The organism is Actinomadura monticuli, assembly GCF_041463655.1.
Classification (GTDB): domain Bacteria; phylum Actinomycetota; class Actinomycetes; order Streptosporangiales; family Streptosporangiaceae; genus Spirillospora; species Spirillospora monticuli.
In genome coordinates, this window is record NZ_JAXCEI010000012.1 from 159,068 (window position 1) to 173,587 (window position 14,520).

At 70.8% G+C, this 14,520-nt stretch carries 10 protein-coding genes; 5 read left to right on the plus strand and 5 right to left on the minus strand.

Annotation, left to right across the window (positions count from 1 at the left end; genetic code table 11):
- Positions 1-25: 25 nt before the first annotated feature.
- Positions 26-1,348, minus strand: coding sequence for a D-alanyl-D-alanine carboxypeptidase/D-alanyl-D-alanine endopeptidase (gene dacB / locus SM611_RS26135; protein WP_371952615.1), 1,323 nt, complete (start codon positions 1,346-1,348; stop codon positions 26-28).
- Between the two features lie 216 nt (positions 1,349-1,564).
- Between dacB and SM611_RS26140 the strand changes: the two genes are divergently transcribed.
- Positions 1,565-2,056 carry an inorganic diphosphatase gene (locus SM611_RS26140; protein ID WP_371952616.1) on the plus strand — a complete coding sequence of 164 codons (492 nt, stop codon included), beginning with the start codon at positions 1,565-1,567 and terminating at the stop codon, positions 2,054-2,056.
- 194 nt (positions 2,057-2,250) lie between these two features.
- Here the strand turns inward: SM611_RS26140 and SM611_RS26145 are convergent, their stop codons facing one another.
- Together SM611_RS26145 and SM611_RS26150 are read right to left on the minus strand one after the other, a co-directional pair.
- Positions 2,251-3,474, minus strand: a complete 1,224-nt coding sequence (locus SM611_RS26145; RefSeq protein WP_371952617.1) for an NlpC/P60 family protein — start codon at positions 3,472-3,474, stop codon at positions 2,251-2,253.
- Between the two features lie 190 nt (positions 3,475-3,664).
- Positions 3,665-5,425, minus strand: a complete 1,761-nt coding sequence (locus tag SM611_RS26150) for an RNA polymerase sigma factor (protein ID WP_371952618.1) — start codon at positions 5,423-5,425, stop codon at positions 3,665-3,667.
- Between the two features lie 449 nt (positions 5,426-5,874).
- Here SM611_RS26150 and SM611_RS26155 point away from each other — a divergent pair, with 449 nt between their 5' ends.
- Together SM611_RS26155 and SM611_RS26160 are read left to right on the plus strand one after the other, a co-directional pair.
- Positions 5,875-6,651 carry a MerR family transcriptional regulator gene (locus tag SM611_RS26155; RefSeq protein ID WP_371952619.1) on the plus strand — a complete coding sequence of 259 codons (777 nt, stop codon included), beginning with the start codon at positions 5,875-5,877 and terminating at the stop codon, positions 6,649-6,651.
- Positions 6,648-9,071, plus strand: coding sequence for a VIT domain-containing protein (locus tag SM611_RS26160; RefSeq protein ID WP_371952621.1), 2,424 nt, complete (start codon positions 6,648-6,650; stop codon positions 9,069-9,071). Before SM611_RS26155 ends, SM611_RS26160 begins: the two co-directional genes overlap by 4 nt.
- Positions 9,072-9,330: 259 nt before the next feature.
- Here the strand turns inward: SM611_RS26160 and SM611_RS26165 are convergent, their stop codons facing one another.
- Positions 9,331-10,842, minus strand: coding sequence for an MFS transporter (locus SM611_RS26165; protein ID WP_371952623.1), 1,512 nt, complete (start codon positions 10,840-10,842; stop codon positions 9,331-9,333).
- 75 nt (positions 10,843-10,917) lie between these two features.
- Between SM611_RS26165 and SM611_RS26170 the strand changes: the two genes are divergently transcribed.
- Both SM611_RS26170 and SM611_RS26175 read left to right on the plus strand, forming a co-directional pair.
- Positions 10,918-11,289 (plus strand): MarR family winged helix-turn-helix transcriptional regulator, encoded by a 372-nt coding sequence (locus SM611_RS26170; RefSeq protein WP_371952624.1) that lies wholly within the window; start codon positions 10,918-10,920, stop codon positions 11,287-11,289.
- Positions 11,290-11,783: 494 nt separating this feature from the next.
- Complete coding sequence (locus SM611_RS26175; protein ID WP_371952626.1) at positions 11,784-12,203, plus strand: Fur family transcriptional regulator; 420 nt, start codon at positions 11,784-11,786, stop codon at positions 12,201-12,203.
- A 58-nt stretch (positions 12,204-12,261) separates the two neighbouring features.
- Here the strand turns inward: SM611_RS26175 and katG are convergent, their stop codons facing one another.
- Positions 12,262-14,490, minus strand: a complete 2,229-nt coding sequence (katG, locus tag SM611_RS26180; protein WP_371952627.1) for a catalase/peroxidase HPI — start codon at positions 14,488-14,490, stop codon at positions 12,262-12,264.
- Positions 14,491-14,520 lie beyond the last annotated feature (30 nt).

The following is a 14,520-nucleotide window of genomic DNA, read 5'->3' on the forward strand; positions in this document are numbered from 1 at the left end:
CCCGTACGGCCCGGCCCACACGCGCTCAGCCGCACCCGCAGCCGGCGACCGCCGCGGCGAGCTGGTCGAGTTTGCCGGGATCGACCGGCCCCTTCCCGTCCCCCGCCATGAAGGCGAACGCGAGCAGCCGCCCGTCCGCGTCGTACGCGAGCCCGGCCAGCGTGCTGACCCCCGCCAAGGTGCCGGTCTTGGCGCGGACCGTCCCCGCCCCCGCCCGGCTGGCCGCGACGGTGTAGCGCGGCGGGCTCAGCGTGCCCGAGAACCCCGCGATGGGCAGCCCCGTGATGACCGGCCGCAGCTCCGGGCGCTTCTCGCCCGCAGCCAGCGAGACGATGCGGGCCAGCGCGATCGGCGAGATCCGGTTGCGCGGCGACAGCCCGCTCCCGTCGTTGACCGCAACGCCCTCCGCCACACCCATCCTTGCGAGAACCTGCCGGACGCCCTGAGCCGCGTCCGCGAACGTCGCCGGGCGGCCCAGCTTGATGGCGACCTGGCGGGCCACCGCCTCCGCGACGTCGTTGTCGCTGTCGGTCAGCAGGTGCTCAACCAGAGCGGACATCGGCGGTGACTGGACGGAACCGAGGCTCGGTGCGCCCTTCTGCGCCACCGTCCTCCGCCCCGCCTTCGCCTTGATGCCCTCCTTGGACAGCAGCCGCGCGAACTGATTCGCCGCGGAGGAAGGCGGATCGGCGACCCGGGCCTTCTTGGTCGGGTCCAGCGGGGAGACCCGTCCCTCGTCGACGGTCAGTGCGGAGACGGGGGCGACCTCACCGTCCGGCAGATAATTGGGCTTCCATCCAGCGGCCGTGCGAGGCCCCTGATACGCGGAGACGTCGTAGTCCACTCGCACCTGGGTCACACCGGACGCCTTCAGCGCCGTTGCCGTCTGACGGGCGAGATCCAGAAGCGACGCGTAGGACGGATGCCCGGCCCCCCGCCGCGGAGGCAGAGCCGTCAGGGTAGGATCCCCGCCTCCGACCAGTACGATTCCGCCCCCGGTGCCGCGCACGACCTGAGTGGTGATCCGGTGCGCGGGCCCCACCGAGGCCAGCGCCGCCACCGACGTCGCCAGTTTCGTCGTCGAGGCGGGGGTGGCGGGCAGGTCGGCGCGCAACTCGTACAGGGGCCGCCGCGTCCCCGCGTCGATCACCACCGCGTTGATCTTCGCCTTCGGGCCGCCGATCAGCGCCGACAGCCGTCCCGCCAGGACGGACGGGTTCGGCGGACGGCCCGCTCCGGGGTCGGCGGCGGCGACCGCGGCCGAGGACGCCTGGACGCGCACCACGTCGCGCGCCGCCACGCTCGGCGGCTGCGGGGACAGATGCCGCTCAGGTGTGAGTTTTGCCACTGCCAGCCCCGCGGCGACAGTGAAAACGTTAAGGAGGGACAGCGACAGGATCACGAGGGCCCGGCCCCGTCCAGGCACGTGACCGCCCCTCTCCCACTCAGCACTCACCAACGTGCGACATCCTTATACGAGGGAACACTCGTCCCGTGGGGCCGGCCTCACCCACGGGCTCCCCGAAGACTATTCACTGCGAGCGCGCAGGGAGCGGAGGACATCTTGGATTTCGACGTCACCATTGAGATCCCGAAGGGCCAGCGGAACAAGTACGAGGTGGACCACGAGACCGGGCGCATCCGGCTCGACCGCATGCTGTTCACCTCGACGCAGTACCCGGCCGACTACGGGTTCATCGAAAACACCCTAGGGGAGGACGGCGACCCCCTGGACGCGCTCGTCCTTTTGCAGGAGCCGACCTTCCCCGGCTGCCTCATCCGCTGCCGCGCGGTCGGCATGTTCCGGATGACCGACGAGGCCGGTGGTGACGACAAGGTCCTGTGCGTCCCCGCCACCGATCCCCGTATGGAGCACCTCCGCGACATCCACCACGTCGCCGAGTTCGACCGCCTGGAGATCCAGCACTTCTTCGAGGTCTACAAGGACCTCGAGCCCGGCAAGTCCGTGGAGGGCGCCAGCTGGGTCGGACGTGTCGAGGCCGAACTCGAGATCGAGCGTTCCCGCAAGCGCGCCGTGGACCAGGGCGGCCACTGAGCGCCGTCCGGACCCGCTGACCGGCAGGCAGGCCGACCGGCCGGGCCGGGCCGGGGCAGGGAGTCGCGGACGGCGCTGATCCGCTCCCGCCGCCCCCGCGACAAGACAGACGAGGAACCCTTCCGTGCGGAACGCCGCGCGGAAGGGTTCTCGCCGTCCGCGGGGAAGTACGGGCCGTCCAGCGGTGCACGACCTCACCCCGAAGGCCGGGTAGCGCCGATCAGGTCACTTCGGTGGATGCTCGCTATGCGAACCCTCGCCCCCGTATAGGGCGCCTCCACCATGCGGCCGGCGCCGATGTAGATGCCGACGTGGTGGATGGTGCCGGGATCTGACGGGTCCTTGGCGAAGAAGACGAGGTCGCCCGAACGCAGCGCGCCGAGTGGGATGTGGGGGCCGGACGTCCATTGCGTGCCGGTCCAGTGGTCGAGGCGTACACCGGCCTTGTCCCATGCGTACATGGCCAGCCCCGAGCAGTCGAAGCCGACGGTGCCCGCACCTTGGGCGACCCCCTGGCTGGGGCCGAACACATTGCCTCCACCCCACGAGTAGGGGGTGCCGAGCCATTTGAGCGCCGCCCGTGCGGCGACGGCACCACGCGCGGCGGATGAGGTCAGCCCTGTGGCCGGCGCCTTCGTGTCCGCGAAGGCGGAACGGACCTTGTGCGCTTCGGCCTTCTCCCTCGCCCTCTCCTCAGCCTTTTCCCGCGCGCGCTTGACTCGCGCTGCGTGGGCCTGGGCCCTGCCCAGCCGACGCTCCAGGCGTCGCTTCTCAGCCTCGATGCGTTGGACGGACTCCTGTTGCCTGGCGACCGCCTCCTGCGCCAGCCGCCTGGCCTCATCGGCGCGCCGGGTCGCCGCCCCCTGCTCGTCCAGGGCGGTCTTCGCCTGGCGCCGGAACACGTTCGCGACGGTCTTGGACGCCTCGACACGGCCGACCATGGCCGTCCGCCGCTTGGCGAGCATCTCGACCATGCCGGCCCGGTCCATGAAAGCCTGCGGCCCGCCGTCACCGACGAGCGCCGACGAGATCTGGTCGTAGCCGGTGTTGTCCCGGTAGACCTGCGCGGCGAACGTCGCCAGTTCCGCCCTGGTCTCCTCCAACCTCCGGTACGCCTCGCCGAGGCGAGCCTGGGTGTCCCGGTACTGCTGCCGCGAGCGCTGCAGTTTCACCTGCTCGCCGTTGTAACGCTCTATGGCGGCCTCCGCGGCGACGGCGAGCTTGTCGAGTTCACCGTCCGCCAGTACGAGCCTGGCCTTCGTCCGGCCGACTTCGGCCGCCCGTTCCCTCACCTGGCGTTCGCTGCGTTCGACGTCCCGCGCGCTGGGGCCGGGGTCAGCGGACGGACTCGCGTACGCGGTCGGCACCAGCAGGCTCATTCCGATCACAAGACCGGAGGTGAGGGCGACCAGCCGCAACGTCGTGCTCCGCGCGGGGGACGGTATCGCGCGACGGCGGCGGGTGTCTCGTGCGCCAGGTGCCATGAGCACGTCCTCCCCTAAGGATGTGCTGCTTAGCGCAAACGATCACCTACGAAGAGTAGTTGACTCCCCCAATGGCGGGTACGTCCGCCGCTTCTGCCGACGTTGCACCACCGGCAGGTCGCGGTCATGCGCTGGAGGTCGGACTCACGTCCTGTGAGGTGCTCCCTGACGATCGTCCTGTCGGAGGCGGTGTCGACTCTGGGGGGTCGCCAGAGGGCGGTGTGGGCGCGGGGGTCGGCGACGGTGAGGGCGTCGGCCGGGTGTCCCCCGGGCCTTGGGGCTCGGACGGTGTGGGACCGGGACCACCAGGACGATGCGTCTCGGGCGGCATCGAGGGGCTCGCGGAGCCGGAACCTGTCGGCATAGGGGATGGCCCTGTGGTGGGCGGCGCATCCTGCCGCCAGGTGACGTGCACCTTGGTGCTGCTTGGAGCGAAGGTGACGGTGCCCTCCCCGCGCGCGTCCGGCCGCCGGGAGACGTGGACGTGCACGGCCATGGTCTGCCCGGCCTGAAGAAGCCCGGAGGACGGCTGCACTCGAATGGCCCCTTGAGCCTTCGCCTGCCAGGGCACCGGTCCGCCTTCTGCGCGCAGCTCTATGGAGCTGTCCGAACCACCCGCCAGGTCCAGGAAGAGCGGCGAAACGGTGAGAGAACCTCTGGCCACGGTCGACTCGGTCCCCGAGACCGGGACGGGAGGCGGGGCGGGCATGGCGACCGGCGGCGCGGCCGATGCGCGCGCGCCAAGCGGGAAGGTGGCCGACACAGGGGCGGGATCGAAGGTCTCCGGCCCTTCTGGACGCGTCCCAGGCGACCGCTCGGCCTCGGGTGTCTGCGAAAGGCCCGGCATCGCCGTGGGTTGCCGGCCGGACGCCGTCCCCGCAGGGCCCTTGGCGGTGCCCACGAGTCCGTACATCGACGCGACCCCGCCGGCGGACAGGAGCGCCACCACTGTCAGCACCACGGCCGCCCGGACGACCTGTGCGCCGGGACCGGCGTCCTGAGTCTCGGACGGCCTCTTGCGATGGCGGCCTAACCAGAACCCTCCGCCGCGTGGACGAGCCTGCCGTCGCGACCGTCCGTCCTGGAGGGGAAAGCCGTCAGAGGCGAAGTCCGTGACCCGGGTGGCCACGAAGAGCCTGTAGCCCACCAGCTCGGGGTCGAGGAAGCAGCTCATCACCCGCAGACGCAGGTCCGCCCGCGGGCGCGCGTCCGGCAGGAGGCTGTAGACCTTCTTGGCCGACACCGTTCGAGGACGGAACGCTCCACAGACGGGACAAGCCCGCGCGTGCTCCACCAGCCGCTCGCTCAAGTCGTGGACAAGCTCACCACACCGCTCGCGCAGCAGTTGCGCACGCTCGGCGCAGCCGTAAGGCCCTTGTTGCACGAGTATCTGCGCGGCCAGCGCCACCTCCAGGTCGTCTTGCGCGAGGTCCGATGCCTCTTGCGCGTCCCTCAACGACAGACCGAGCACGGCGGCCAGGTCGGGAAGCGGCAACCGATGCCTGACCGCCAGTTCCAGGAGCTCCCTTGAGGCGGGACGCATCGCCAGTACCGCCTGCCACGCCGTGACGCGCTGGTCGACGTCCTCCTGGTCGTGGCTGGCCACCCGGACGTCCGGAACCCGGTCCTTCGGCGGCATGCGCCGCGCGCACTCCAGCCTGGCGATCGCATAGAGCCACGCTCTGAACCGGTCGGGATCGCGCAGCTCGTCGATGTGCGCCTCGGCCACGATGAACGTGTCGCGCAGAGCCACCTGCGCGGTGTCACGGCACCGCAACTGGAACCAGCAGTACGCATACAGCCGGTGGGCATGGGCGTCGTACACCGCGGCCATGGCGCCGTGGTCGCGCTCGCGTAGCGCCTCGACCAGGAGATGGTCGTTCATACCGGAAAATGTAAAGGTTCCCGACGGTCCTTACTGGCCATTTCAGAAGATCCAACATCCATACCGAACACCATTCTTGCGCTATCTGGGCAACTCCGACAGAGAGTCGCATTTGCGCCCTTTAGGCGTTTTGACCGGCATACTGCAAGTATCGCACGCTTAGGATGACCAGCACTTCATCCCTATAAGTGATGTAGACACGACGCAGCGTAAAGGGTTGGAAATTGGCCAATCATTGCAGAGTGAGTATTTCCATCACATGGCCGAGGCTCCGGCGCGCGATACGCCGACACCGCTGCCGCGCACCGCAAGGCCCCCTTTTCGTCCGCCCCGAGCCGCACCTGAGGCAACGGCGTGCGGCAGCCCGGCGGCTCCGGCAAGTACGGTCCCGGAGTTGATCAGCGAGTCGAGGTTGACACTGTCATGATGACAGTGTCATCATGGTCCCCATGGACAGCACCTGGACGATCGGCGAACTGGCGGAACGCGCCGCCGACGCCCTCACGGCGGACGGGGCCGCGCAGGTCAGCGGCCGGGTGCGCGACCTTCCCAACACGCGGCTGATCCGCTGGTACACCACGATCGGCCTTGTCGACCCGCCGCTCGGCCGCCGCGGCCGCACCGCCCTCTACGGCCACCGCCACCTCCTGCAGCTCGTCGCGGTGAAGCGACGCCAGGCCGAGGGCCGCTCGATCGCGGAGATCCAACTCGAACTCGCCGCCGCCCCCGACGAGACCCTCGCCCGCATAGCCGCCCTCCCGGCCGCCCCCTCCCCGCAGCCGTCCCCAGCCCCGACGTCCCCCGGCAGCGCCCCCTCGACCGACCAGGCAACCAACACCCCCGCCCCGGCGCGGCGTGGCACGTCCGCGGATGTGGCGGGAGGAGGGGCCCCACCCTCGGACGCTCCCTCGGGCGCGCCGGCGGGGCCGGCCGTCGGAGGGGCCGGCCGACGGAAGGACTTCTGGAGCGCCAGGCCGGATGTGTCGTATGACCGGGCGAACGTTTCCGTCGATTACGGCAGGCCTCTTCCTCCGGTCGTCCAAGGGGTGCGCCTGGCGCCCGGCGTCACCCTCCTCCTGGACGGCCCCACCCTGAGCGGCGGCGACCTCGCCGCCCTCGACGCCGCCGCGCGGCCGCTGCTCGACGAGTTGCGGCGGCGCGGCCTTCTCACCACCGCCGACAGCCCCGCTCTCCCGCCCGAAGCTCACTCCCGGAGGTCCCCGTGACCGTGCGCATCCTGCCACTACCCGAGACCGAACCCCCGGCGTCCGACCGCGGGCTCGGCGCGCTCAGCACCGACAAGGGCAACCTGCCGCTCGACTCCGTCGGCGTCCACGCCTCGATCACCGGGCTCGCCGCGGGCATCGAGGTGGTCCAGGGCTTCCGCAACCCGTTCGACGTTCCACTCGAAGCCACCTACATCTTCCCCCTGCCCGATCGCGCCGCCGTGACCGCGCTGCGCATGGAGGCCGCGGACCGGGTCATCGAGGGGACGCTGAAGGAGCGCGGCCAGGCGCGGCAGGACTACGACCAGGCCATCGCCGCGGGCCGGCGCGCCGCGATCGCCGAGGAAGACCGCCCGGACGTGTTCACCATGCGGGTCGGCAACATCCTGCCCGGCGAACGGGTGACCATCAGGCTGAAGCTCGACCAGCCGCTGCCGCACGAGTCGGCCTCCAGCGCGACGTTCCGGTTCCCGCTCGTGGTGGCACCCCGCTACATCCCGGGCATCCCCTTGGACGGTGAGCGCGCCGGTCCCGGGGTGGAGGACGATACCGACGCCGTGCCAGACGCGTCCCGGATCAGCCCGCCCGTCCTCCTGCCCGGCTTCCCCAACCCGGTGCGTCTGAGCGTCAGCGCCGACATCGACCCGGCCGGGCTGCCGCTGACCCAGATCCGGTCCGCGCTGCACGTGGTGAGCGAGGAGGGCGACGGCGAGCGCACCACCGTGCGCCTGCAACCGGGCGAGCGCCTTGACCGCGACTTCATCCTGCGCCTCGACTTCGCCCCGCACGAGGCCGCGGCCCTCTCCCTGCACCCGGATGCGACGCACACGATCTCCGTGGCCGGGGAGCCGGCCGAGAAGGCGTCCGAGAAGGCGGCCGGTGAGGGGACGTTCGCGCTCACCGTGCTCCCCTCCGGGGACGCGAGGCCGAGCCCACGCGACGTGGTCCTCGTCCTCGACCGTTCGGGCAGCATGCAGGGCTGGAAGATGGTCGCCGCCCGCCGCGCGGCCGCCCGTATCGTCGACACGTTCCGCAGTGAGGACCGGTTCGCCGTCCTTTCCTTCGACAGTGTCATCGAGCGGCCCCGCGACCTCGGCACAGGGCTCGTCGACGGCACCGACCGCAACCGGTTCCGCGCCGTGGAGCATCTGGCGACGCTGAACGCCCGAGGCGGCACGGAGATGCTCACCCCGCTCGACGAGGGCTGCCGCCTGCTCACCGGCTCCACGCGCGACCGGGTGCTCGTCCTCATCACCGACGGGCAGGTCGGAAACGAGGACCAGCTCCTCGCCCATCTGGAGCCGCGGCTCAAGGGCGTCCGCGTCCACACCGTGGGCATCGACCGCGCCGTCAACGCCGGGTTCCTGAACCGCCTCGCCTCCATCGGACGTGGGCGCTGCGAACTCGTCGAATCCGAGGACCGCCTCGACGAGGCGATGGAGCACATCCATCACCGGATCGCCGCCCCGCTCGCGACCGGCCTCACCCTCCACGCCGACGACTTCGAGATCATCGAGGACACCGTGGCCCCGGCCAGGCTGGGCGCGCTGTTCCCCGGCGTGCCGCTGGTGATCGCGGGCCGGTTCCGCGGCTCTCCCTCCGGCACGCTCACCGTCCGCGGCACCGCCTCCGATGGGACGCCCTGGGAGCAGCGCGCCACCGGCATCGTCTCCACGGCGCGTGCCGCCAGGACCATCTGGGCCCGCGCCCACCTGCGCGACCTCGAAGACCGCTATACGGTCGGCGGCCCGGACGACCTGGAACAACGCATCGTCGAGACCTCGCTCCGCTTCGGCGTCCTGTGCCGCTTCACCGCTTTCGTGGCCGTGGACAGCAGGGTGGTGACCGAAGGCGATGCTCGGCACCAGGTCGTTCAGCCGGTGGAGTCCCCCCAAGGGTGGGCGGGCCCCGCGGCAGCGCCCGCGGCGTTCTCGGCCACATTGGACTCCCTTGCGCCCGCACAGGCCGGAGCCCCGGCGCCACCTGGCGCTCCTCCGGCGCCGCCGAACGTTGCCCCGGCGGCTTACGGCGGCCCGCCGCCCAGCCCCACGGGCCGGCCCATCGGCAGCTCGGCGGCACCGCGCGCGCCCCGGCGCCGCGCCCCCCGCGTTCACACTTTGGCCGACTTCCAGCGGGAACTGGCCAACGTCCTGGACCGGCTCCGCCAGGTGCCCGACGACCAGCGCGCCCACCATCTGCTGACCGATCTCTTGCCCATCCTGGAGTCGATCGTCCAGCGCATGGAGGCCCTGTCTCTGGACGCCGGTTCCCTGGCAGCCCTACGTGACGACCTTCGCCGCCTCCAGCCCGCAGCAGACCAGGCCACCGTCAACGACCAGTGGACCCGCGCGCTCCAGGCACTGGCCGACTTCACAGGAGAGTCCCCACCCCGCCGCCCCTTCTGGAAACGACCCAAGTAGCCGCCCGGTCACCGATTCCGAGCCCCGCCGAAGCGCCCGGGCCGGATGGAGGCTCTGATGTGCCCCGGGCACACCGAGGCCGTCGGCGCGACCAAGCTCCAGACGAACGTCCCAAGGCGCAGACGGACCGCCCAAGGCGCAGATGGACCGCCCAAGGCCGCCCAGCAACTCCTGCGGACGACAGGGTGGGTTGGTGAGTACGGAGGCGGGGCGGCCTTGGAGAAAGGCCGCCCCGCCGGTGGATCAGGCGTGGTCGAGGTCAGGCGTGATCGAGGTCAGGCGTGGCCGGGGCCGGGGCCGGGCTCGGGTTACGGCGCAGGAGGGGGATCAGGTTCAGGGCCAGGCCGACGACGGCGACGGCGCTCACCAGATTGACGCCCGCGTGGAACTCGGCGAAGCCGTCGCCGCCCGCAACCGTGCCGCCGGCGACCAGGGCGGTGACGACGGCGAGCACGAGGGCGGCGCCGACCTGGCCCGAGGTCTGGACGAGACCGGAGGCCAGGCCCTGCTCGGAATCGTCGATGCCGTCCGTGGCCTGCGCCATGATCGAACTGAACCCGAACGCGAACCCGCCGCCCAGGAAGAGCATCGTCGGCAGGATCGTGAACGCGTAGTGCGGGGCGTTCCCGGCCGTGGCCAGGAACCAGCCGTAGCCGAGGCTCAGCGACGTCATGGAGCTGATGATCAGGCGGGAGGTCCCGTACCGGTCGATCAGGCGTCCGACGAAAGGTGAGGCGAAGGCGACGAGGAGGCCGGCCGGCAGCAGGCCCATGGCCATCTTCAGCGGCGACCAGTGCAGGACGTCCTGCAGGTAGAGCGTCATCATGAACTGGAAGCTGAGGTACGAGCCGAACAGCGCGATCATGCTGAGATTGGCACGGACGATGGGCCCGATCCGCAGGATGCCGAGCCGGATCAGCGGGTGCCGCACCCTGTTCTCGGTGACGAGGAATCCGGCCAGCAGGGCGGCGGCGAGAACCACGGATCCGAGAGTGACCGGGTCGAGCCAGCCGCGGTCGGGCGCTGAGACCACGGTGTAGACCGCCAGCAGCATGCCGCCGGTGAGCGTGACCGCGCCGACGAGGTCGTGGCCGCCATCGGCCGCGGGCTTGTCCCGCGGTATCAGCGCGATACCCGCGACCAGGGCGATCGCCGCGAGCGGGACGGGGACCAGGAACGTCCAGCGCCAGCCGAAGCTGGTCAGCAGCCCGCCCAGGATCAAACCGGACGAATAGCCGCTGGCGCCGAAGACGGAGAACACCGAAAGCGCCCGATTCCGCGCCGGACCTTCATGGAACGTGGTGGTCAGAATGGACAGGGCGGTGGGCGCCGTGAAGGCGGCGGCGAGGCCCTTGACGAAACGGGTGACGATCAGCAGTGTGCCGTCGTTCACCAGCCCGCCCACCAGGGACGCGACGGCGAAGACGGCGAGCGCGGTCAGGAAGACGCGGCGACGTCCGAGCAGGTCGGCGGTGCGTCCGCCGAGCAGGAGCAGCCCGCCGTAGCCGAGGACGTACCCGTTCACGATCCACTGCAGGGACGTGGTGGAGAGGCCGAGTTCGGCACCGATCGACGGCAGTGCGACGCCCACCATCGAGACATCGAGCGCGTCGAGGAAGAGCACAGCGCACAGGACGGCGAGGACTCCCCACAGCCGGGGAGTCCAGGTCTGTTCGGCCGGGGCGCGCACGGCGCCGGCCGGCGGACGGACGGTGGAGGCAGGTGAGGTGTCGGTGATAGCCACGTCGGAGGACAGTACATGCACATGCATCAAATGTCTACGCACTAATTTCTGCAGAATTTAATGCTGATGCATCTGATGCGCCCGCATGGTACGATCCGCCGCATGGAGGCGAAGGCTGCTCTGGTCGGCCGCTGGCGCGAGCTGGCGACCTGCTACAACACGGTCGCGTGCGCCCTGGACCGCGCCCTGCAGGACGCCCACGGCCTCACCATGAGCGAGTACGAGACGCTCGACCGCCTGGTCGATCTCGACTGTGAGAAGCGCCGCATGCAGGAGATCGCCGCGGCGATGTACCTCAGCCAGAGCGCCCTGTCCCGCACGGTCGCCCGCCTGGAGAAGGACGGCTACGTCGAACGCGACCTGTGCGAGGCCGACCGCCGCGGCGTCTTCGTCCAGATCACCGAAGCCGGCCGAGCCGTCCACACCGAGGCCCGCGAGACCCACCTGAAGGTCCTCGCCGAGAACCTGACCTGACCCCGCCCCTGCCGCCCGTCCGAAGCCTCCACCCTGGCCCGCGACCACCCGTCCCGCGCCCAGCACGGCACATCGGGCCACCGCATCCCAGCCGCAGGCCCGAGCCCGAGCCCGGGCCCGCCACACGCCGCACGCCGCACGCCGCACGCCGCACGCCTGTTCCGTCCCGCGCACCAGCACTTCACCTCGGGACCGGGGCGCAGGCGGTGCTCGGACTGAGCCTGCGCCGCGACCGCCCCTCGCACCACCAATGCTTGTTGCTCTGGTCACAGTGGGTCGCAAGTAGAGGTTTGGATTTGGTTTTAGCCGCCGTTGTGGGCCGCGCCTGGCCGAGTGGTGGGCGGCATCTCGGGCGGGGTCGGGTTCTCGGCGTGGCTTGGATTGGTTTGGTGGTTCAGTGGGTGGCGGTCGACCGGGGTTTTCGGGGAGATAGCGGGGCTCGACTACACTTTTGTCATTCGTTGTCGCAAATCGTTCGCGCTTAGAGGTGGGGCATGACCGCATCGCAGAGCACCGCCGAGGAGTTGCGCGGTGTCGGGCTGCGGGTGACGGCCGCCCGCGTCGCGCTGCTGGAGACCGTCCGGGACGGGGACCACCTCGGCGTCGAGGCGATCGCCAACGGGGTGCGCGACCGTGTGGGGCACATCTCGCTCCAGGCCGTCTACGAGGCGCTGCATGCGCTGACGGCCGTGGGGCTGGTGCGGCGCATCGAGCCGGCGGGGAGCCCGGCGCGGTTCGAGGGGCGCGTCGGCGACAACCATCATCATCTGGTGTGCCGCGAGTGCGGCGCGGTCGAGGACGTCGACTGCGCCGTGGGCCATCCGCCGTGCATGGACCCGGTGAACGACGCCGGGTACCTGGTCGACGAGGCCGATGTGACGTTCTGGGGGCTCTGCCCCGACTGCCGCCCGTGACGGCGGCGGTCCAGGCCGGCCCGCCGGAGCGGGCGGGCCGGCCTGGACGGCGGAACCGTCAGGCGAGTTCGAAGCGGTCCAGGTTCATCACCTTGTCCCAGGCCGCGACGAAGTCCGCCACGAACTTCTCCTTGGCGTCGTCGGCGCCGTAGACCTCGGCGACCGCGCGCAGCTCGGAGTTCGAGCCGAACAGCAGGTCGACGCGGCTGCCGCTCCAGCGGACCTGCCCGGACGCGTCCCGGCCCTCGAAGGTCTCGGCGTCCTCGGACGTCGGCGACCACGTGGTGCCCATGTCGAGCAGGTTCACGAAGAAGTCGTTCGTCAGCGCGCCGGGGGTGTCGGTGAGCACGCCCAGCTTGGTCTGCTTGTAGTTCACGCCGAGGACGCGCAGGCCGCCGACGAGCACCGTCATCTCGGGGGCGGTGAGGTTCAGCAGCTGCGCCCGGTCGATGAGCAGGGCCTCGGCGGGGAGCCGGTTGCCCTTGCCGAGGTAGTTGCGGAACCCGTCGTACGTCGGCTCCATCTCCTCGAAAGACGCGACGTCGGTCTGCTCCTGCGAGGCGTCGGTGCGGCCCGGCGTGAACGGCACCTCGATGTCGTGGCCCGCGTCCTTGGCGGCCTTCTCGACGGCCGCGCAGCCGCCGAGCACGATCACGTCGGCGAGGGAGACCTTCTTGCCGCCGATGGCGGCGGAGTTGAAGGACTCCTGGACGCCTTCCAGCGCGCGCAGCACCTGCGCGAGCTCGTCGGGCTCGTTGACGTCCCAGGCGTTCTGCGGCGCGAGCCGGATGCGGGCGCCGTTGGCGCCGCCGCGCTTGTCGCTGCCGCGGAAGGACGCGGCCGACGCCCACGCGGTGGTGACGAGCTGCCGCACCGACAGGCCGGTGGCGAGGATCCGCTGCTTGAGGTCGGCGATGTCCTGGGCGTCGACGAGCTCGTGGTCGACGGGCGGGACGGGGTCCTGCCAGATGAGCTCCTCGGACGGGACCTCCGGGCCGAGGTAGCGGACGACCGGGCCCATGTCGCGGTGGGTCAGCTTGTACCAGGCGCGGGCGAAGGCGTCCGCGAACTCGTCCGGGTTGTCCTTGAACCGCTGCGAGATCGGCCCGTAGATGGGGTCGAAGCGCAGCGACAGGTCCGTGGTCAGCATCGTCGGGTGGGTGAAGCCCTCGGAGTGGGCGAGCGGGATGGTGCCTTCGCCGGCGCCGTCCTTCGGCCGCCACTGCCAGGCGCCCGCGGGGCTCTTGAACAGCTCCCACTCGTAGCCGAAGAGGATCTCGAAGAAGCTGTTGTCCCAGGTGGTGGGCGTGTTCGTCCAGGTGACCTCGAGGCCGCTGCCCATCGAGTCGGCGCCCTTGCCGGTGCCGTAGGTGCCCTTCCAGCCGATGCCCATCTGCTCCAGCGGCGCGGCCTCGGGCTCCGGGCCGACGTTGGCGTGCGGGTCGGCGCCGTGCGCCTTGCCGAAGGTGTGGCCGCCGGCGATCAGCGCGACGGTCTCCTCGTCGTTCATCGCCATCCGGTGGAACGTCTCGCGGATGTCGCGGGCGGCGGCGATCGGGTCCGGGTTGCCGTTCGGGCCCTCCGGGTTGACGTAGATGAGGCCCATCTGCACCGCGGCGAGCGGGTTCTCCAGGTCGCGCTCGCCGGTGTAGCGCTCGTCGGCGAGCCATTCCTGCTCGGGGCCCCAGTAGACGTTCTCGTCGGGGACGTAGACGTCCTCGCGTCCGCCGCCGAACCCGAACGTCGTGAAGCCCATGGATTCGAGGGCGACGTTGCCGGCGAGGATGTAGAGGTCGGCCCAGGAGAGGTTCTTGCCGTACTTCTTCTTGACGGGCCAGAGGAGCCGGCGGGCCCGGTCGAGGTTGACGTTGTCCGGCCAGCTGTTGAGGGGCGCGAAGCGCTGCTGGCCGCTGCCGCCCCCGCCGCGTCCGTCGTGGATGCGGTAGGTGCCGGCGCTGTGCCACGCCATCCGGATCATGAGCGGGCCGTAGTTGCCGAAGTCGGCCGGCCACCAGTCCTGCGAGTCGGTGAGCAGCGCGGCGATGTCGGCCTTCACGGCGGGCAGATCGAGGCTGTTGAACGCCTCGGCGTAGTCGAAGTCCTCGCCGTAGGGGTTGGTCTCGGCCGGCTGCGACGCGAGGACCCGCAGGTTGAGCTGGTTCGGCCACCAGCCGCGGTTGCCGCCGCCCTGGGTGGGGTGCGGGGCGCGCGAACCGTGCACGACCGGGCAACCGCCGGCGTTCTCGTCGTTCGTCTCGTAGACGCTGGCTTCGTTGTTCTCAGCCATCGGTTTTCCTTCCAGGACGAGCTGGCTGGT

Excerpts from the sequence above, each read along its gene's own strand:
- SM611_RS26150 (WP_371952618.1), bottom strand. The coding sequence starts at position 5,425 with ATGAACGACCATCTCCTGGTCGAGGCGCTACGCGAGCGCGACCACGGC.
- SM611_RS26155 (WP_371952619.1), top strand. The coding sequence starts at position 5,875 with ATGGACAGCACCTGGACGATCGGCGAACTGGCGGAACGCGCCGCCGAC.
- SM611_RS26165 (WP_371952623.1), bottom strand. The coding sequence starts at position 10,842 with ATGCATGTGCATGTACTGTCCTCCGACGTGGCTATCACCGACACCTCA.
- SM611_RS26170 (WP_371952624.1), top strand. The coding sequence starts at position 10,918 with ATGGAGGCGAAGGCTGCTCTGGTCGGCCGCTGGCGCGAGCTGGCGACC.
- SM611_RS26175 (WP_371952626.1), top strand. The coding sequence starts at position 11,784 with ATGACCGCATCGCAGAGCACCGCCGAGGAGTTGCGCGGTGTCGGGCTG.
- katG (WP_371952627.1), bottom strand. The coding sequence starts at position 14,490 with ATGGCTGAGAACAACGAAGCCAGCGTCTACGAGACGAACGACGAGAAC.